16 protein-coding genes are annotated in these 18,597 nt (G+C 51.5%); 12 read left to right on the forward strand and 4 right to left on the reverse strand.

Annotation, left to right across the window (positions count from 1 at the left end):
* The first annotated feature begins 91 nt into the window (after positions 1-91).
* From arnB to AC2A1E_RS18335, 11 genes are all read left to right on the forward strand, one after another.
* Positions 92-1,246, forward strand: coding sequence for a UDP-4-amino-4-deoxy-L-arabinose aminotransferase (gene arnB / locus AC2A1E_RS18285; protein WP_484384930.1), 1,155 nt, complete (start codon positions 92-94; stop codon positions 1,244-1,246).
* The gene (gene arnC, locus AC2A1E_RS18290; RefSeq protein WP_484384931.1) at positions 1,233-2,216 is read left to right on the forward strand and encodes an undecaprenyl-phosphate 4-deoxy-4-formamido-L-arabinose transferase; all 984 of its coding nucleotides are present in this window, start codon (positions 1,233-1,235) and stop codon (positions 2,214-2,216) included. The genes arnB and arnC overlap by 14 nt, the downstream gene beginning before the upstream one ends.
* Positions 2,213-4,195, forward strand: a complete 1,983-nt coding sequence (gene arnA, locus AC2A1E_RS18295) for a bifunctional UDP-4-amino-4-deoxy-L-arabinose formyltransferase/UDP-glucuronic acid oxidase ArnA (protein ID WP_484384932.1) — start codon at positions 2,213-2,215, stop codon at positions 4,193-4,195. Before arnC ends, arnA begins: the two co-directional genes overlap by 4 nt.
* Complete coding sequence (arnD, locus tag AC2A1E_RS18300) at positions 4,192-5,103, forward strand: 4-deoxy-4-formamido-L-arabinose-phosphoundecaprenol deformylase (RefSeq protein ID WP_484384933.1); 912 nt, start codon at positions 4,192-4,194, stop codon at positions 5,101-5,103. Before arnA ends, arnD begins: the two co-directional genes overlap by 4 nt.
* Entirely contained in the window at positions 5,100-6,764 is a 1,665-nt protein-coding gene (gene arnT, locus AC2A1E_RS18305) for a lipid IV(A) 4-amino-4-deoxy-L-arabinosyltransferase (protein WP_484384934.1), read from the forward strand. The genes arnD and arnT overlap by 4 nt, the downstream gene beginning before the upstream one ends.
* Positions 6,761-7,105, forward strand: a complete 345-nt coding sequence (arnE, locus tag AC2A1E_RS18310; RefSeq protein ID WP_484384973.1) for a 4-amino-4-deoxy-L-arabinose-phosphoundecaprenol flippase subunit ArnE — start codon at positions 6,761-6,763, stop codon at positions 7,103-7,105. Before arnT ends, arnE begins: the two co-directional genes overlap by 4 nt.
* A complete protein-coding gene (gene arnF / locus AC2A1E_RS18315) occupies positions 7,102-7,494 on the forward strand; it encodes a 4-amino-4-deoxy-L-arabinose-phosphoundecaprenol flippase subunit ArnF (RefSeq protein ID WP_484384935.1) in 393 nt (130 codons plus the stop codon). Before arnE ends, arnF begins: the two co-directional genes overlap by 4 nt.
* A gap of 131 nt (positions 7,495-7,625) precedes the next feature.
* The gene (locus tag AC2A1E_RS18320) at positions 7,626-8,084 is read left to right on the forward strand and encodes an NlpC/P60 family protein (RefSeq protein WP_459398636.1); all 459 of its coding nucleotides are present in this window, start codon (positions 7,626-7,628) and stop codon (positions 8,082-8,084) included.
* Positions 8,085-8,142: 58 nt separating this feature from the next.
* A complete protein-coding gene (gene lplA, locus AC2A1E_RS18325) occupies positions 8,143-9,156 on the forward strand; it encodes a lipoate--protein ligase (RefSeq protein ID WP_484384936.1) in 1,014 nt (337 codons plus the stop codon).
* 554 nt (positions 9,157-9,710) lie between these two features.
* The gene (locus tag AC2A1E_RS18330; protein WP_484384937.1) at positions 9,711-10,448 is read left to right on the forward strand and encodes an EAL domain-containing protein; all 738 of its coding nucleotides are present in this window, start codon (positions 9,711-9,713) and stop codon (positions 10,446-10,448) included.
* Between the two features lie 252 nt (positions 10,449-10,700).
* Positions 10,701-12,143, forward strand: coding sequence for a protein adenylyltransferase SelO (locus tag AC2A1E_RS18335; protein ID WP_484384938.1), 1,443 nt, complete (start codon positions 10,701-10,703; stop codon positions 12,141-12,143).
* On the opposite strand, the gene AC2A1E_RS18340 is transcribed toward AC2A1E_RS18335, so the two are convergent.
* The 3 genes from AC2A1E_RS18340 to ppsR form a co-directional block, all read right to left on the reverse strand.
* Entirely contained in the window at positions 12,140-12,628 is a 489-nt protein-coding gene (locus AC2A1E_RS18340) for a glutathione peroxidase (protein ID WP_484384939.1), read from the reverse strand. The two genes, AC2A1E_RS18335 and AC2A1E_RS18340, sit on opposite strands and share 4 nt — an antisense overlap.
* 56 nt (positions 12,629-12,684) lie before the next feature.
* Positions 12,685-13,731: a 3-deoxy-7-phosphoheptulonate synthase gene (locus tag AC2A1E_RS18345; RefSeq protein WP_484384940.1), complete on the reverse strand. Its 1,047-nt coding sequence runs from the start codon at positions 13,729-13,731 to the stop codon at positions 12,685-12,687.
* 179 nt (positions 13,732-13,910) lie between these two features.
* On the reverse strand, positions 13,911-14,732 hold the full coding sequence (gene ppsR / locus AC2A1E_RS18350; RefSeq protein WP_459398630.1) for a posphoenolpyruvate synthetase regulatory kinase/phosphorylase PpsR: 822 nt from the start codon (positions 14,730-14,732) through the stop codon (positions 13,911-13,913).
* A gap of 480 nt (positions 14,733-15,212) precedes the next feature.
* Between ppsR and ppsA the strand changes: the two genes are divergently transcribed.
* The gene (ppsA, locus tag AC2A1E_RS18355; protein ID WP_484384941.1) at positions 15,213-17,591 is read left to right on the forward strand and encodes a phosphoenolpyruvate synthase; all 2,379 of its coding nucleotides are present in this window, start codon (positions 15,213-15,215) and stop codon (positions 17,589-17,591) included.
* Between the two features lie 52 nt (positions 17,592-17,643).
* On the opposite strand, the gene AC2A1E_RS18360 is transcribed toward ppsA, so the two are convergent.
* Complete coding sequence (locus AC2A1E_RS18360; RefSeq protein WP_484384942.1) at positions 17,644-18,348, reverse strand: MurR/RpiR family transcriptional regulator; 705 nt, start codon at positions 18,346-18,348, stop codon at positions 17,644-17,646.
* Positions 18,349-18,597 lie beyond the last annotated feature (249 nt).

Below are 18,597 nucleotides of genomic sequence, written 5' to 3' on the forward strand. Positions count from 1 at the left end.
ACCGGGAATCATTCTCTCTGGCGTTTAACATTGGTTAAATGAAACAGTTTTACAGTGGTTTAAAGAAATCTGAGACGTTTGAGGTCTAACTATGGATCAATTCCTGCCTTTTTCACGCCCGGCTATTGGTGATGAAGAAATTGCGGCGGTAGAAAAGGTACTGCGTTCCGGCTGGATCACCACCGGGCCACAGAATCAGCAGTTGGAAAGTGAGTTTTGTAAAACCTTCGGATGCAAACATGCTGTTGTCGTCTCTTCTGCGACCGCAGGCATGCATGTCACCTTAATGGCACTGGGTATTGGGCCAGGTGATGAGGTGATTACGCCTTCGCAGACCTGGGTTTCCACGTTAAATATGATCGAATTGCTTGGCGCAACGCCGGTGATGATCGATGTTGACCGCGATACCTTGATGGTCTGCGCCGCCGATGTGGAAGCCGCAATCACAGCACGTACCAAAGCGATTATCCCCGTTCACTATGCAGGTGCGCCATTACCGATGGATGCGCTGCGCGATGTGGCCGAGCGCCACGATATCCCTCTGATTGAAGATGCTGCTCATGCGGTAGGAACTCGTTTTAATGGAGAGTGGGTCGGTGCACGCGGTACGGCGATCTTTTCTTTCCACGCGATCAAAAACCTGACCTGCGCCGAGGGTGGCTTAATTGCTACCGATGATGACGCATTGGCCGATCGCGTGCGTTGTCTGAAATTCCACGGTCTGGGGGTAGACGCCTTCGATCGTCAGTTGCAAGGGCGTAAGCCGCAGGCTGAAGTGGTTGAACCAGGCTACAAGTATAACCTTTCTGATATTCATGCCGCGATTGCCGTAGTGCAACTGGCACGTCTGCCTGAACTGAATGCGCGGCGCAAAGTGTTGGCAGAGCGTTACCTCAAGGCGCTGAAAGACTCTCCATTCCAGCCGTTGGGGCTGCCGGATTATCCGCACGATCACGCATGGCACCTGTTTATGGTCCGTGTTGATGAAGAACGCTGCGGCATTGGGCGTGACCAACTGATGGAGCGTTTGAAAGAGGTGGGTGTGGGCACTGGCCTGCATTTCCGTGCCGCCCACACGCAAAAATTCTATCGTGAGCGTTATCCGCAGCTTTCGTTGCCTAATACCGAATGGAATTCGGCGCGTTTATGCACCTTACCGCTATTCCCTGACATGACCGAAGCTGATGTCGATCGCGTGGTCAATGCCTTATCTTCTGTTGTGGAGTCATCTCGTGTCTCGCGCTGAACCGATTAAGAAAGTTTCGGTGGTCATCCCGGTATTCAACGAGCAGGAAAGTTTACCTGCATTGCTGGAACGTACCACTGCCGCCTGTAAGCAATTAACCCAACCGTATGAAATTATTCTGGTTGATGATGGTAGCAGCGATAATTCCGCAGAGATGCTGACGACTGCTGCTGAACAGCCAGACAGTTGCATTATTGCGGTATTGCTGAATCGTAACTACGGCCAGCACTCTGCCATCATGGCCGGCTTCAATCAGGTCAGTGGCGATCTGGTGATCACCCTAGATGCCGACCTGCAAAACCCGCCAGAAGAAATCCCCCGCTTGGTTAGCGTGGCGGAAGAGGGGTATGACGTAGTGGGTACCGTACGTGCCAACCGTCAGGATTCCTGGTTCCGCAAGTCGGCTTCGCGCATGATCAATATGATGATCCAGCGCGCGACCGGTAAGTCGATGGGTGATTACGGCTGCATGCTGCGTGCTTATCGTCGTCATATTATCGAAGCGATGTTGCACTGCCATGAGCGCAGTACCTTTATCCCTATCCTGGCGAATACTTTCGCCCGTCGCACCACTGAAATTGAGGTGCGCCACGCCGAACGTGAGTTCGGTGATTCCAAATACAGCCTGATGAAGCTGATCAACCTGATGTATGACCTGATCACTTGCCTGACGACAACGCCACTGCGCTTGCTCAGCGTTGTTGGCAGCGTGATTGCGTTATCCGGGTTTGTCCTGGCGGTGTTGTTGATCGCCCTGCGTTTGATTCTGGGGCCTGAATGGGCGGCAGGTGGGGTGTTCACTCTGTTTGCGGTGCTTTTCACCTTCATTGGCGCACAGTTTGTCGGTATGGGGTTGCTGGGGGAATACATCGGCCGGATTTACAATGATGTCCGCGCCCGCCCTCGTTATTTTGTTCAGAAAGTGGTCGGCGATAAGCAGACCCAAAATACTCAGGAAGAAGAACGATGAAAGCTATTGTATTTGCTTACCATGATATCGGCTGTGCTGGCTTGCAAGCACTGACTGAAGCGGGTTATGACGTGAAGGCGGTGTTTACTCATACCGACGATCCTGGTGAAAACAACTTCTTCTCTTCTGTTGCCCGTCAAGGGGCTGAGCTGGATTTACCGGTGTATGCACCGGAAGACGTGAACCACCCGCTGTGGATTGAGCGTATCCGCGAATTGCAGCCTGACATTATTTTCTCTTTCTACTACCGCAACATGTTGAGCGAAGAAGTGCTGGCGCTGGCCCCGAAGGGCGGTTTTAACCTGCATGGTTCACTGTTGCCACGTTATCGCGGGCGTGCGCCGGTTAACTGGGCGCTGCTGAATGGCGAAACAGAAACGGGTGTTACGCTGCATAAGATGGTCAAGCGTCCAGATGCGGGCGACATCGTCGGTCAGCAAAAAGTGGCGATCACGACGAGCGATACCGCGCTGACGTTGCATAAGAAAGTATTGGAAGCCGCACAGGGTTTGTTGAAACAGCAACTGCCAAAGCTGAAAAACGGCACAGCAACCTTGACCCCGCAAAATGAAGCGGAGGCCAGCTATTTTGGCCGCCGTACTGCCGCTGATGGCGAGATCTTGTGGCATAAATCCGCCCGCGAGATCGACAATCTGGTGCGTGCCGTAACAGAACCTTACCCAGGTGCCTTCAGCTATCTCGGCCAGCGCAAACTGACCGTATGGCGCTCACGCGTGTTGGACACCCAGCATGACAAACAACCGGGTACCGTGTTGAGCACTTCACCGCTGACCATTGCCTGTGGTGATGGCGCGTTGGAGATCGTGGCGGGTCAAAGTGAATCCGGTTTATACGTGCAGGGTTCGCGCCTGGCGCTGGAGATGGGCATCGTCACCGATGTGCGCCTGGCTCCGAAACCGAGTGCGGCCATGAAGCGCAGAACTCGTGTGTTAATCCTCGGGGTTAACGGCTTTATCGGTAACCACCTGACCGAGCGCTTGCTGCGTGAAGATCGCTATGACATCTATGGGCTGGATATTGGTTCTGATGCGATCAGCCGGTTCCTGGATAACCCACGCTTCCACTTTGTGGAAGGGGATATCAGCATTCATTCCGAGTGGATCGAGTATCACATCAAGAAATGTGATGTGGTATTGCCGCTGGTGGCGATCGCTACACCGATCGAATACACCCGTAATCCGCTGAAAGTGTTTGAACTGGATTTCGAAGAAAACCTGAAAATCGTCCGTGACTGTGTGAAGTACAACAAACGCATCATCTTCCCATCCACCTCTGAAGTTTACGGCATGTGTGATGATAAAGAGTTTGATGAGGACAGTTCACGCCTGATCGTGGGGCCAATCAGCAAGCAGCGTTGGATTTATTCTGTGTCCAAGCAGCTGTTGGACCGCGTAATCTGGGCTTATGGTGCGAAAGAAGGCCTGAAGTTCACGTTGTTCCGTCCGTTCAACTGGATGGGGCCGCGCCTGGATAACCTGGATGCGGCACGCATTGGTTCTTCCCGTGCTATCACCCAGCTGATCCTCAACCTGGTTGAAGGTTCGCCGATCAAACTGGTTGACGGTGGTGCGCAGAAGCGCTGCTTTACCGATATCAATGACGGCATCGAAGCACTGTATCGCATTATTGAAAACCGTAACGGGCAGTGTGACGGTCAGATCGTTAACATCGGTAACCCGACCAACGAAGCGAGCATTCGTGAACTGGCGGAAATGCTGCTGGAAAGTTTCAACAACCATCCGTTGCGTGGCAATTTCCCACCGTTTGCCGGTTTCAAAGATGTGGAAAGCAGCAGCTACTACGGCAAGGGCTATCAGGACGTTGAACACCGTACCCCAAGCATCAAAAATGCGCGCCGTTTGCTGGATTGGCAGCCAACCATCGCCATGCAACAGACCGTTGCCGATACGCTGGATTACTTCCTGCGTACCACGGTAGAGGAAGGTAATGGTGCATGAAGAAGGTCGGCCTGCGAGTTGATGTAGATACCTTCAGCGGCACCCGTGAAGGGGTGCCGTGTTTGCTGGACCTGTTCGATAAGTACGGCATTCAGGCCAGTTTCTTCTTCAGCGTTGGGCCGGACAATATGGGGCGCCACTTGTGGCGCCTCCTTCGTCCTCAATTCCTGATGAAAATGCTGCGCTCAAATGCGGCTTCGCTGTACGGCTGGGATATCTTGCTGGCGGGCACTGCCTGGCCGGGGCGTAACATCTCCCGGGCGTTAGGGCCGTTGATGAAACGTACCGCCGAGGCGGGTCATGAAGTGGGGCTGCATGCCTGGGATCATCAGGGTTGGCAGGCTCGAGTGGCGCGCTGGTCGGAACAGGAATTGAAGCGGCAAGTGCAGTTGGGCGTTGACGCACTGACGGCGAGCACGGGGCAACCGGTCAAGTTCTCGGCCGTTGCTGGCTGGCGTGCCGATCAACGCGTTGTCGAGGTGAAGCAGGGCTTTGATTTTCAGTACAACAGCGATTGCCGTGGCACACACCCGTTTCGTCCGCTATTAAACAACGGTCAGGCGGGAGCGGTGCAAATTCCCGTCACACTCCCCACCTTTGATGAAGTGATTGGCAGCGAAGTCAGCATTGCCGACTTCAATGACTACATTCTGCGTGCAATCGAAAACGATCGGGGCGTGCCGGTGTACACCATTCACACCGAGGTGGAAGGGATGTCTCAGGCCGCCATGTTTGAAGATCTGTTGCAGCGTGCGCAGCAGCAGGGCATTGAATTCTGCCCGCTGAGTGCCTTGTTGCCGCAGGATCCGGCATCGTTGCCGCTGGGCCGCATCACGCGAGCACCCTTTCCTGGCCGTGAAGGCTGGTTAGGCTGTCAAACCGAAGTAGAGGAAAAAGACGTTTCATGAAAGCGCTGAAAGGAACCTGGGCCATTGTATTGGCCATTTTTTTTGCCCTAGTCTATCTGATTCCGCTCAATGGACGCCTGTTATGGCAACCCGACGAAACCCGCTATGCCGAGATCAGCCGTGAAATGCTGGCGAAGGGCGATTGGGTGGTCCCCAATCTGCTTGGTCTGCGCTATTTTGAAAAACCGGTAGCAGGTTACTGGTTTAACAACGTTAGCCAGTGGATATTTGGTGATAACAATTTTGCCGTGCGCTTCGCTTCGGTATTCAGTACCGGCATGGCTGCACTGCTGGTGTTTACACTGGCCTGGCTGATGTGGAAAAACGCGCGTCGTGCCTGTTTGGCGGTGTTGATCTTCCTGTCGATGTTCCTGGTCTTTAGCGTCGGAACATATAGCGTGCTCGATCCGATGATCTCGCTGTGGTTAACAGCGGCGATGGTCAGCTATTACCTGACGCTGAAAGCCACCACCACCAAAGGCAAGCTCGGGGGCTATGTGCTGCTCGGTTTGGCCTGTGGCATGGGCTTTATGACCAAAGGATTCCTGGCCTTGGCGGTGCCGGTGATTGCGGTGATTCCGATTGTGATCCAGCAGCGCAAAATCAAAGAACTGCTGATTTACGGGCCGGTTGCTGTGGTGGTGGCGGTGTTGCTCAGCCTGCCGTGGGCACTGGCAGTGGCCCAACGTGAACCGGATTACTGGAACTATTTCTTCTGGGTGGAGCACATTCAGCGCTTTGCCGAAGAGAATGCCCAACATAAAGCACCGATCTGGTATTACATTCCGATCCTGATTGCCGCCGTGTTGCCATGGCTGGCGCTATTGCCCGGTTCGCTGGTCAAAGGCTGGCGTGAGCGCGTTCAGCGCCCTGAGTTATTCTTCCTGTTAAGTTGGGTGGTGATGCCGTTAATCTTTTTCAGCATCGCTAAGGGCAAGTTGGCGACCTACATTCTGCCGTGTATGGCACCGTTGGCCTTGCTGATGGCGGCCTATGCGGAAGATTGCATGGCGCAATTGCGTACCCGGGTATTCAAAGCTAATGCCGTACTAAACGGCCTGTTTGGCCTGATTGGTATCGTAGCACTGTCGCTGATGGGGTTAGGTTTGTTGCCTAACGTACGTCTGTTCACTTCAGATGAGTGGCCGAAGATTATTCTTGGCTTCGTTGCTTTTGCTGGCTGGCTGCTGTTTGCCGTGATCTCTGCGCGCAATAATGCACAGCGTTGGGCTTGGGCCGCGGCCTGTCCGTTGCTGCTCTGCTTGCTGATTGGCTATGCCATTCCGCAGCAGGTTGTCGATTCCAAACAGCCGCAGAACTTTGTACGGGCCAATATGCCAGTTCTGAGTCAGAGCCAGTATGTTCTCGCCGACAACGTAGGTGTAGCAGCAGGGTTGGCCTGGGAACTGAAGCGTAGCGATATACTGATGTTCAGCCAGCGGGGTGAGGTTTCCTACGGCCTGAATTATGAAGACTCACGCAGTCACTACATCCGCGATGAAGATTTCCCGCAGTGGCTCGAGCAGGCGCGCAAGCAGGGCGATGTGTCGCTGGTGTTACACCTTTCCCGTGATGAACATGTACCGCAGGATCTCCCAACGCCAGATAGCGTTACCGAAATGCATCGCTTGGCACTGCTGTGGTACAAGCAGCAGCCATGATGGCCTATGGGTTGGTGATTCTGGTCAGCCTGTTTACCTGTGCAGGGCAGCTATGTCAGAAGCAGGCTGCCCAAACCTGGGAGCAGGCTGCTGATCGACGCTTTAGCATCACTCTGCGTTGGTTGGCACTGGCGGTAATCTTCCTGGGGCTGGGCATGCTCATCTGGCTCAACGTGCTGCAACGCTTGCCGCTCAGCGTAGCCTACCCGATGCTCAGCCTCAACTTTGTGCTGGTCACGCTGGCAGCACGTTGGCTGTTTAATGAACCCACCACGCTGCGCCACTGGTGCGGCGTGCTTTCAATCATGCTGGGAATACTGCTGATGAGTCTTAATCCATGAAAGGCTACGCGTGGGGGGCCGCCAGTGTCCTGCTGGTGACGTTGGCACAATTGCTGATGAAATGGGGCATGGCGCAGATCCCGCTATTATCATTTGCAGATATTACGCTGGCGTTATTGCGCTATCACTGGCTGGCGTTATTGGCGGTCAGTGGTGGCATCTTCGGCTATGCCTTGTCGATGCTGTGCTGGTTCTTTGCATTGCGTTACCTGCCACTGAATCGCGCTTACCCGTTATTGAGCATCAGCTATGCGTTGGTCTATCTGGCCGCAGTGATCCTGCCTTGGTTCAACGAGTCGGCGACTTGGCTGAAAACGCTGGGAACCCTGTCGATCCTGTTCGGCGTTTGGCTGATTAACAGCAAAGCGAAGGTTAAATCTCCCCAATAGCGATAAACCCTCGATATCTCCTTCACAATGCTTGCCTTTTTCCTGTATTGCGAGATAAATCAGCGCTATCCTTATTTAACTTACTCTGTGGCAATGTGCGGGTAGCATGATTCAGTGAAGGGAACGATGCGATGCGTGTGTGGTTTTTATTAGTCAGTTTGATCCTTGCCGGTTGCAGCAGCCATGCGCCACCGCCAAATGGTCGTTTGTCCGATTCCATCGTCGTTGTCGCGCAACTGAATGAGCAATTACGCCAATGGTACGGTACGCCGTATCGCTATGGTGGTTTAGATCAAGCCGGTGTTGACTGTTCTGGCTTTGTCTACCGCACTTTCCGCGATCGTTTCGATATGCAGTTGCCACGCTCTACGGAACAACAGACCAGCATCGGCACCAAAGTATCGCGTGACGAACTGCTGCCGGGCGATCTGGTGTTCTTCAAAACCGGCAGCGGTGAGAATGGCCTGCATGTCGGCATCTATGATACCAACGACGAATTTATCCACGCTTCCACCAGCCGTGGCGTGACGCGTTCCTCGCTGAACAATGTGTACTGGCGAAAAGTCTACTGGCAAGCGCGCCGAATCTAGCGTGTAACCGGTTGCACTGGTGTATCATGGCAGCATCACATTGTTATTGGTGAATGCCATGAATTCCCTACGTTTATTAATTTCCGACTCTTACGATCCTTGGTTCAACCTGGCGGTTGAAGAGTGCATCTTCCGCGAAATGACGACGCAGAACATCCTGTTCCTGTGGCGTAATGCTGAAACCGTGGTTATTGGTCAATCGCAGAACCCGTGGAAAGAGTGTAATACCCGGCGTATGGAGCAGGACGGTATTCGCTTGGCACGGCGCAGCAGCGGTGGTGGAGCGGTGTTTCACGATCTCGGTAATACCTGTTTTACCTTTATGGCGGGTAAGCCGGGTTATGATAAAACCGTTTCAACCGGCATTATTCTGCAAGCGCTGGCGCAGTTGGGGATTAACGCTGTGGCTTCCGGACGCAACGATCTGGTGGTTGAGACAGCCGACGGGATCCGCAAAATATCCGGTTCTGCCTATCGCGAGACGCAAGATCGGGGCTTCCATCATGGCACTCTGCTGCTAAACGCCGATCTCAATCGTTTGGCTGATTACCTCAACCCTGATCCTAAAAAGCTACAGGCGAAGGGGATCACTTCTGTTCGCTCTCGCGTCGCCAATTTGGCGGAGTTCTTGCCAGGGATTCATCATCAGCAGGTTTGCGATGCGATCATCCAGGCATTTTTTGCCCACTATGGTGACAGTGCACCAGCGGAAGTGATCTCACCGGATGTTTTCCCCAACCTGCCTGATTTTGAACAACAATTTGCTAAGCAGAGCAGTTGGGAATGGAATTTCGGTAAAGCGCCTGCGTTCAGCCATCTTCTGAATGAGCGCTTTAGCTGGGGAGGCGTAGATATTTTCTTTGATGTCGAAAAGGGCACGATTATACGGGCGCAGATCTTTACCGACAGCCTTAATCCGGCTCCCATGCAGACCTTGGCCACTATGTTGGTGGGATGCCCTTATCGCAGTGAGGCGCTGGCCGCCTGTTGTGAGCGTCTGCAATTGCAGTTCCCGCAGCAAGCAGACGAACTTTCCGCGTTACGTGATTGGTTGATGGAAACGATCAAATAGCGTTATCAGGCAGATGAAGAGCATGGGACGGGGAAACCTGTCCCTTTTTTATGCTATCAACGCTGGCAGATAGTTAACCGTTGCTGTTTTATTGTCCTGATTGAGGATAAATGCACCGATAGTACAGATATAGCAAAAATCAAGGCAGTCGTGACGTAGAGGCTCTGATACACGATGTAACAGAAGTTATTTATACATAAGTAAAATTACTATTTTTGAGGGGTTCAGTATTGACAACGTTCCGGATGGCATTCTCTCTGTTTCACATTTTTAGGATTTTTCTATAAAAATCAGCAGTAAAAAATCAAATGCTCAGCAGGCTTGCTCGTTATAAGTTAAAATAGAACAAAAAACGTCTCCCTGGGTCTTTTTAATCTTAAGATAAATTAATTTATAATTAAACTATTTATGGTTTTAACATAGCTTTAATCTATTGATTTATTGATAACGCATTGGCAATTACATTTAATTTTACGATTAATCCTAGGTGGGGTTGAGCGATAGAATATATTGATATAGCATCGAATAATCGCCGTTAATCCTTTGGCATTAAAATGAACGTTAAATTTGAAGCTGACTTTATTAGTCATTCTGTCTTCCAACCGGTGTACTCAATGGAAGGAAGATTGCTGGCGGTGGAGATCCTCAGTCGTTTCAATAGCCTGGATGGCGGTCTGGCAATGCCAATGGAGATTGGGGTCAATTTATTATCCCCTGAACAACGGATTGAATTATTTTACGAACAGTTGCAGCTGGTTGAACAGCAGGCATCATGGTTTGTTGAGAATGACGTATTATTAACCATTAATATTGAAGAAACTATTGCTGATTTGCTTATTAGCAACCTTCTGCTACGCCAGCGTATTCAGCAATGGCCGTTTATTAATTTTGAGATTAGCGAGAGTTTCCCTCATCTTTCTGCGGGAAAAAGCAATCAAACGGTCAGGTTATTGAGTGAATATTTTACCCTGTGGCTGGATGATTTTGGCTCAGGTAAAACAACGCTCACGGCGTTGTATGATGGCCTGTTTGACTACGTAAAAGTAGATAAACGCTTTTACTGGCAACTGTTTAACCATCCGGGTTATGACGTGGTTATTGATTCACTATTGAAAAATATCAATCTGCTCTGTAAGGGAGTGGTCGTTTGCGGAATAGAAAAAAAAGAGTACTTCAATAAACTTAGAAACGCTGGTGTTTTAGGGCTACAGGGGTTTTTATGGCCTGTCACTAGTGTGGATAATCTACGAACTCTGCGAAGGACTTATGCAGCATTCGACAACAATAGCTGATTATTTCCAACACGCACAATGAGGTTAACAATGGACGGAGTGATTGTTTTCGTGATCCCGGTATTGTTATTTATCGCGATTTTTTCGTTCGGAAAGCATTTTTTTGGTCAACGTGGTAAATCATTAAAAATTTCCCGTCGTCGTCGGTAGTGCCATTCATCTCTGCCTGGTAAACAGGCAGAGCGTTATCCCTGCAATTCCTCCGTATTAATCAGCGTGCTCAGGCTCTACACTGAAGGTAATGGAGGGCCTATGCCACAGTTTGAAAATACCTATTATCAGCAGTTGCCCGGTTTTTACACCGAGTTACATCCTACGCCACTCAAAGGTGCTTGCTTGCTGTACCACAGCCAGCCGTTGGCCCGTGAGTTGGGTTTAGATGATAGCTGGTTTACACCGGAAAAAACGCCCGTTTGGGCGGGGGAAACGCTGTTGCCGGGCATGCAGCCGCTGGCACAGGTTTATAGCGGCCATCAGTTTGGTTCTTGGGCCGGGCAGTTGGGCGACGGCCGTGGGATTTTACTGGGCGAACAGAAGTTGGCGGACGGCCGCAGCATGGACTGGCACCTGAAAGGGGCGGGTTTGACGCCGTATTCGCGCATGGGTGATGGCCGGGCGGTGCTGCGTTCGGTGATCCGTGAGTTTCTGGCTTCAGAAGCGCTTTATCACCTTGGCATACCCACGACGCGAGCACTGACCATCGTAACCAGCGAGCAACCGGTATTTCGCGAACAGCCAGAGCGGGGAGCGATGCTGCTGCGCGTAGCGGAAAGCCACATACGCTTTGGTCACTTTGAGCATTTCTATTACCGCAAGCAACCAGACCAGGTGAAGCAACTGGCGGATTTCGTGATTGCCCATCACTGGCTGCACTGGGTAGAAGAAAAAGAACGTTACTCGCTGTGGTTTACTGAGGTGGTAGAACGTACCGCGCGCTTGATTGCCCATTGGCAGACCGTCGGCTTTGCGCACGGGGTGATGAATACCGATAACATGTCAATCCTCGGGCTTACCCTGGATTTCGGGCCTTATGGCTTCCTCGATGATTACAAGCCGGATTATATCTGTAATCACTCGGATCATCAGGGCCGCTATGCTTTCGATAATCAACCCGCCGTCGGGCTGTGGAGCCTGCACCGGTTGGCGCACACGCTTTCCGGCCTGATGACCGCCGAGCAGTTACAGGCTGCGCTAGCGGCCTATGAACCCGCGTTAATGCAGGCTTATGGTGAGCAGATGCGTGCCAAGCTGGGCTTCTTCACGCCGTTGACGCAGGATAACGATCTGCTGACTGGCCTGCTGCGCCTGATGGCGCAGGAAGGGCGTGATTATACCCGCACGTTCCGCCTATTGAGCACGGTTGAACAACAACAGGCGCAATCTCCGCTGCGGGACGAGTTTATCGATCGCGCAGCGTTTGATCATTGGTATCAGCAATATCGCCTGCGCTTGCAGCAAGAGCAAGTGAGCGATGCCGAGCGTCAGCAAGCCATGAAGGCGGCCAATCCACAGTTGATTTTACGCAATTATCTGGCCCAGCAGGCGATCGAGGCGGCAGAGCAAAATGATGTCAGCAAACTGGCACGTCTGCATCAGGCATTGTTGAAGCCGTTTGCCGATGACCCACAATATGAGGATCTCGCGGCGTTGCCGCCAGACTGGGGTAAGCATCTGGAGATTTCCTGCTCGAGCTAAGGCTCAAGCAGTTTTTCTATGTGCTCGGGCAAGCGTTCTGGCTTGGTGAACGGGGCAAAACGCGTAATTCGAGCACCGTCCGCAGTGAAGAGAAACTTGGTGAAGTTCCACGTGATGCGTTGGCTGCCCAGCAGGCCGGGTGCCCGACGTTTCAGCTCGTTAAACAGCGGGTGGGCATCTGCACCGTTAACGTCGATCTTGCTGAATAGCGGGAAGCTAACGCCGTAATTCAGGTTACAAAATTCGGCTATTTCCAGCGCGTTACCCGGCTCTTGTTTGCCAAACTGATTGCAGGGAAACCCGAGCACCACCAGGCCACGTTCGCGGTAGCGCTGCCAGAGATTTTCCAACCCTTGATACTGTGGGGTAAAACCACATTGGCTGGCGGTGTTGACCACCAGATAAACCCGTGCGGGGAAGTCTGCCAGCGTTTTGAACTCGCCCTGTAAGGTAACGCAGGGGATGGATAACAAAGAGTTGTTCATACAAGAGGCTCCGCATTTCTGCTGATGGGGTGTGATACACACCCCACTCAAGGCGATCAGAAACGAGTATCCACCGCATCTGCCAACATTGCCAGTAACTGTTCGCTGTCGGACCAGCTCAGGCATGGATCGGTAATTGACTGGCCATAGGTCAACGGGTGGCCGCTGACGATTTTCTGTGTCCCTTCCACCAGGAAACTTTCTGCCATCACGCCGGTGATCGCCACTGAACCGGCACGGATCTGCTGGCAGACGTTCTCTGCCACTTCCAGTTGGCGGCGGTGCATTTTCTGGCAATTACCGTGGCTGAAGTCGATCACCAAATGCTCCGGCAGGTCGAACTCGCGCAGGCTGTCGCAGGCGGCAACCACATCACTGGCGTGATAATTCGGCGTTTTGCCCCCGCGCATGATGATATGGCCGAATGGGTTACCGCTGGTCTGGTAAATGGTCATCTGGCCGTGTTTGTCGGGCGACAGGAACATATGGCTGGCACGGGCCGCACGGATGGCATCGATGGCAATACGGGTATTACCGTCGGTGCCGTTCTTGAAGCCCACCGGGCAGGAGAGCGCCGAGGCCATTTCGCGGTGCACCTGGCTTTCTGTGGTGCGTGCGCCAATCGCCCCCCAACTGATCAGATCGGCAATATACTGGCCGATCACCATATCCAGAAACTCGGTGGCGGTAGGCAGGCCGAGCTGGTTAACGGCCAGCAACAGCTTACGGGCCATTTCAATCCCACGGTTGACCTGAAAACTGCCGTCCAGATCGGGATCGGAGATCAACCCCTTCCAGCCGACCACGGTGCGTGGTTTTTCAAAATAGGTGCGCATCACGATTTCCAGGCGATCCTGATAGCGTTCCCGCAAAACGTTCAAGCGGCCGGCATAATCGGTAGCGGCATCCAGATCGTGAATGGAGCAGGGGCCAATGACCACCAGCAAGCGGCGGTCTTCACCCAGCAGAATGTTTTCAATACGTTTGCGTGACGCTGTCACGTTATTGGCAATGGCGTCTGAGATCGGCAACTTTTCCGCTAGTGCTTGAGGCGTAACGAGGTGATCGATGCGCGCGGTTCGCAGTTCATCTGTTTTGTGCATGATTTTCTCTAAAACTGTTCTTCGCTACGGCAGGAATACCGGGAAGTGATGATGATCACAATAACGCAAAAATCGCTGAATTCAACCGTAGAACCCCGGTTCTGTTGAGCAAATTCAGCAAAAAAGCCTGACAGGGTAAAAAGTGGGCGGCAGCAGGCCAGTTTCCTGCTGCTTTGCCCTCAGAACATTCGGCGGCTCATGCCGAGAATATCGAGGATTTTGGTCGAGATTTCTTCCACCGAATAATTGGTGGTATTGAGGTAGCGGATTTGATTCTTGCGGAACAAGGCTTCTACTTCTGCCAACTCCATCCGGCACTGGCGCATTGAAGCATATCGGCTGTTTTCCCGCCGCTCTTCACGGATGGCGGCCAACCGTTCCGGATCGATCGTCAGGCCAAACAGCTTATGCTGAAAGGGTTTTAGCGCGGCAGGCAGTTGTAAATTATCCATATCGTCGGCAATAAATGGGTAATTGGCGGCGCGAATACCGAACTGCATGGCCAGATACAAACTGGTGGGGGTTTTACCACAGCGCGAAACGCCAAGCAGGATCACCTGTGCCTGGTCGAGATTACGCAGCGAAATACCGTCATCATGCGCCAAAGTGTAATCAATGGCGGCGATACGGGCGTCATATTTGCCGAGATTGCTTTCGGTCAGGCCGTGGGTGCGATTGGCGATGGGCGTAGGTTCTACCCCCAGTTCACCCTGGAGCGGCCCAACCAGTGCTTGCACGATGTCCTGGCAGAAACCTTCGCTCTGGGTGATCACCTGGCGGACTTCTGGCGAGATAATTGAATAGAACACCAGCGGGCGAACCCCGGTCTGATGATAAATATCATTAATTTGTTGGCACACGCCACGGGCCCGTGCTTCGGTTTCTACGAATGGCAGGGTATAGGTCGTCGCCTTGATGGGAAACTGTGACAGAACCGCATGCCCCAGCACTTCGGCGGTGATGGCCGTTCCGTCTGAAATATAAAAAACGCTTCTGTCCATCCGCAACTCCTTTACTGAAAATAGTGATCCTGGGGTGAAAAATAGCATAGTTCGTGAATGAGTGAATATCATGATAACTTGCGAACAATAAAGCCATATTTTAACCAGGCAAACTAAAGATAGGTCAAAAATTAACTTAATAAAACGTAATTTTATTTTTTATAAAACAATGACTATAAATTATTAGTGTGTTTTCTCGGTTCATTGATGCTATTTTCTACAAATTCGTTGTCGAGTAAAATTGGCGTTTAATCTGGAAATAATAATATTTAACTTGTTGAATTGTATTTATTTAGTACCAAAGGGAACGATCCCCATTTAAATTATATTATTTCAGTGTTTATCTTAAAATCCATTTTCTTCATCGGGTTGATCGATTCACCTTTCCAATTTCTATGGATCATTGTGCTAGTCTGGCTTGGCTCTGCTTACCGAATAAAATCCGCTTAGACCCTACTGATAGCAAAAAGGATTGTCTCGATGTCCAACAATGGCCCAGACTTGCGTAATGTACTTTGGTATAACCAGCTTGGCATGCACGACGTTGACCGTGTCGGCGGCAAAAATGCTTCCCTCGGTGAAATGATCACCAACCTTTCCGATTTGGGTGTTGCCGTGCCAAACGGCTTTGCCACCACCGCACAGGCATTTAACGATTTTCTTGAGCAAAGTGGTGTTAACCAACGCATCTATCAGTTATTGGATCAAACCGACGTTGACGACGTTGTTCAACTGGCCAAAGCCGGTGCGCAAATTCGCCAATGGGTGATCGATACGCCTTTCCACCCAGAATTTGAGCGTGAAATTACCCTTGCGTACCAGCAATTGGCAGACGGCGAAAGCGCAGCCTCGTTTGCCGTGCGTTCTTCCGCCACCGCCGAAGATATGCCAGATGCGTCTTTTGCTGGCCAGCAGGAAACCTTCCTCAACGTGCAAGGTATCGATGCCGTGATGGTGGCGATCAAGCATGTGTTTGCTTCACTGTTTAACGATCGTGCGATCTCCTACCGGGTGCATCAAGGGTACGATCACCGCGGCGTGGCGCTGTCTGCGGGCGTGCAGCGCATGGTGCGCTCCGATCTGGCCTCGTCTGGGGTGATGTTCACCATCGATACTGAATCCGGTTTCGATCAGGTGGTGTTTATTACTTCGGCGTTTGGCCTGGGGGAAATGGTGGTGCAGGGCGCGGTCAACCCGGACGAATTCTATGTGCACAAACCGACGCTGCTGAAAGGCAAACCGGCCATCGTGCGCCGCAACCTGGGTTCGAAGAAAATCCGCATGGTGTACGCACCTTCGCAGGATCATGGTAAACAGGTTCGGATTGAAGATGTGCCAGAGGCGCAGTGCAATCGCTTCTCCTTAACCGATGATGAAGTGCAGGCCTTAGCCCATCAGGCTTTGTTGATCGAAAAACATTACGGCCGCCCGATGGATATCGAGTGGGCAAAAGATGGCCACACCGGCAAATTGCTGATCGTACAGGCGCGCCCGGAAACCGTGCGTTCCAATGAAAAAGTGATGGAGCGCTACCAGTTGAACGGCAACAGCACCGTGCTGGTGGAAGGGCGGGCTATTGGTCAGCGCATCGGGGCTGGCCCGGTGAAAGTGATTTACGACATCAGTGAAATGGACCGTATTCAGCCAGGCGACGTGTTGGTGACTGACATGACCGATCCAGACTGGGAACCGATCATGAAAAAAGCCGCAGCGATCGTCACCAACCGTGGTGGGCGAACCTGTCATGCGGCGATTATTGCCCGTGAATTGGGGATCCCGGCGGTAGTTGGCTGCGGGCATGCCACCGATTTGCTGAAAGATGGGCAGAAAGTCACCGTGTCCTGTGCCGAAGGCGATACCGGCTTTGTTTACAGCGACATGCTGGATTTCAGCGTGCAGAGTTCAGCGGTCACCGAACTGCCAGAACTCCCGCTGAAGATCATGATGAACGTGGGTAACCCGGATCGTGCCTTCGACTTTGCCCGTTTGCCGAACGATGGGGTGGGTTTGGCGCGCTTGGAATTCATTATTAACCGCATGATTGGCGTGCATCCGCGTGCGCTGCTGGAGTTCGACCAGCAAACGCCAGAACTGCAAGCCGAAATCCGTGCGTTGATGCAGGGTTATGACGATCCGGTCGAGTTCTATGTCGGCCGTTTGACCGAAGGGATCGCCACCTTGGGCGCGGCGTTCTGGCCGAAGCGCGTTATCGTGCGTCTTTCTGACTTCAAATCCAACGAATATGCCAACCTGGTGGGCGGCGAGAAGTATGAGCCGCACGAAGAAAACCCAATGCTGGGGTTCCGTGGTGCAGGTCGTTACGTTGCTGACAGCTTCCGTGACTGCTTTGCCATGGAATGCGAGGCGATGAAGCGGGTGCGCAATGACATGGGGCTGACCAACGTCGAGGTTATGGTGCCGTTTGTCCGCACCGTGGCGCAGGCGGAAGCGGTGGTGGCGGAGTTGGCGCGTCAGGGGCTCAAGCGTGGAGAGAATGGGCTGAAAGTGATCATGATGTGCGAAATCCCTTCTAACGCCTTGCTGGCCGATCAGTTCCTCGAGTATTTCGACGGTTTCTCTATCGGTTCCAACGATATGACGCAGTTAACCCTGGGGCTGGATCGCGACTCTGGCGTGGTTTCCGAACTGTTCGACGAACGCAACGAAGCGGTAAAAATGCTGCTGACCATGGCGATTCAAGCCGCCAAGCGTCACGGCAAGTACGTAGGGATTTGCGGTCAAGGGCCTTCAGATCATGCCGATTTTGCCGAGTGGCTGATGGATCAGGGGATCGACAGTTTGTCGCTTAACCCGGATACCGTGGTGCAAACCTGGATGGATCTGTCGAAGAAAAAGTAATTTATCTTTCTAGGGGCACCGAGTAGGTGCCCCTGTATGCTATTTCGCCAGGCTAAGCATGAGGCATAAATTTTTGTATCACTTCTTCCAGAAAAATAAAAAATAACGTCCGCGATTTCTCATAGGGCTTCAGCTTACTGTTGCCTCCGCTATTAGTGAGATAAAAAAGCGTGTTTTGCTGCAGTTTTGGGAAGTAGCGGAACTCTTCAAATAAAAAGATTATCTCTTTGTAATTCAAATCGGATAATTCTTCATCAAAAGATTTAAATTGCCCGGTAGTCGACAGCACCAAGAGTTTAGTGTCTTTGCTGTCAGAGTTTCTGACGGTAGTCACTTCATTGGTCGCTAGCGAAAATACATCAGAAAAAATCCGCAGACGATAGGCAAAGTAATCGGCGCAAATGAAAGAAGGGCCTAGCCCATAGATAATCAGCTTATTGCAATCTTTTATCTTTAACCAAAAATCATGAGCAAGGTTATCGTCAAAGTTAGCGATATAGTCTGATATGCGCTGGAGTTCGCTTGATGGTTTTGCCGGGGGGGCTTCATTATGTTCGCTGATAATAAATTTTTTATATTGTTTGAAAGATTCAAACCCCAGCTTTCTAACAAACTTGGAGATTTTTGACGTTGAAACATCAAACTGTGCGCTGAGCTCAGTAATAGAAACCGTTGAATTATGCTGAATGCATTCTTTGGTACTGTCTAATAGTTTCTTTTCCAACACGTTCAAACTGTTGTAATCAATCTTTATCATGATTTATTTCCGATGTTAAGCCCCGATCATCTCTGCTCAATGTTACGAGAAAATCAGCCCAATGAGTACCCCAATTGCTGAAGAGATAACCACCTCGGCAAAGCCACTCCTCACCTACAGTCTATCAATTCATTTCTTCCGTTAAATTAAAATACTGTTTTTATTAAAAATATTAGCATTAAAAACCATATTTCTGTGATTTTTATTCATATTTACTCCGTTTTAACATTAAAATAAGGTGTAAATCAA

The sequence above is a fragment of the Serratia sp. HNCC26DJ206 genome (genome assembly GCF_057180605.1).

What these genes read in the sequence shown, in the direction of transcription:
- arnB (WP_484384930.1), top strand. Translation starts at nt 92, where the DNA reads ATGGATCAATTCCTGCCTTTTTCACGCCCGGCTATTGGTGATGAAGAA.
- arnA (WP_484384932.1), top strand. Translation starts at nt 2,213, where the DNA reads ATGAAAGCTATTGTATTTGCTTACCATGATATCGGCTGTGCTGGCTTG.
- arnD (WP_484384933.1), top strand. Translation starts at nt 4,192, where the DNA reads ATGAAGAAGGTCGGCCTGCGAGTTGATGTAGATACCTTCAGCGGCACC.
- arnT (WP_484384934.1), top strand. Translation starts at nt 5,100, where the DNA reads ATGAAAGCGCTGAAAGGAACCTGGGCCATTGTATTGGCCATTTTTTTT.
- arnE (WP_484384973.1), top strand. Translation starts at nt 6,761, where the DNA reads ATGATGGCCTATGGGTTGGTGATTCTGGTCAGCCTGTTTACCTGTGCA.
- arnF (WP_484384935.1), top strand. Translation starts at nt 7,102, where the DNA reads ATGAAAGGCTACGCGTGGGGGGCCGCCAGTGTCCTGCTGGTGACGTTG.
- AC2A1E_RS18320 (WP_459398636.1), top strand. Translation starts at nt 7,626, where the DNA reads ATGCGTGTGTGGTTTTTATTAGTCAGTTTGATCCTTGCCGGTTGCAGC.
- lplA (WP_484384936.1), top strand. Translation starts at nt 8,143, where the DNA reads ATGAATTCCCTACGTTTATTAATTTCCGACTCTTACGATCCTTGGTTC.
- AC2A1E_RS18330 (WP_484384937.1), top strand. Translation starts at nt 9,711, where the DNA reads ATGAACGTTAAATTTGAAGCTGACTTTATTAGTCATTCTGTCTTCCAA.
- AC2A1E_RS18335 (WP_484384938.1), top strand. Translation starts at nt 10,701, where the DNA reads ATGCCACAGTTTGAAAATACCTATTATCAGCAGTTGCCCGGTTTTTAC.
- AC2A1E_RS18340 (WP_484384939.1), bottom strand. Translation starts at nt 12,628, where the DNA reads ATGAACAACTCTTTGTTATCCATCCCCTGCGTTACCTTACAGGGCGAG.
- AC2A1E_RS18345 (WP_484384940.1), bottom strand. Translation starts at nt 13,731, where the DNA reads ATGCACAAAACAGATGAACTGCGAACCGCGCGCATCGATCACCTCGTT.
- ppsR (WP_459398630.1), bottom strand. Translation starts at nt 14,732, where the DNA reads ATGGACAGAAGCGTTTTTTATATTTCAGACGGAACGGCCATCACCGCC.
- ppsA (WP_484384941.1), top strand. Translation starts at nt 15,213, where the DNA reads ATGTCCAACAATGGCCCAGACTTGCGTAATGTACTTTGGTATAACCAG.
- AC2A1E_RS18360 (WP_484384942.1), bottom strand. Translation starts at nt 18,348, where the DNA reads ATGATAAAGATTGATTACAACAGTTTGAACGTGTTGGAAAAGAAACTA.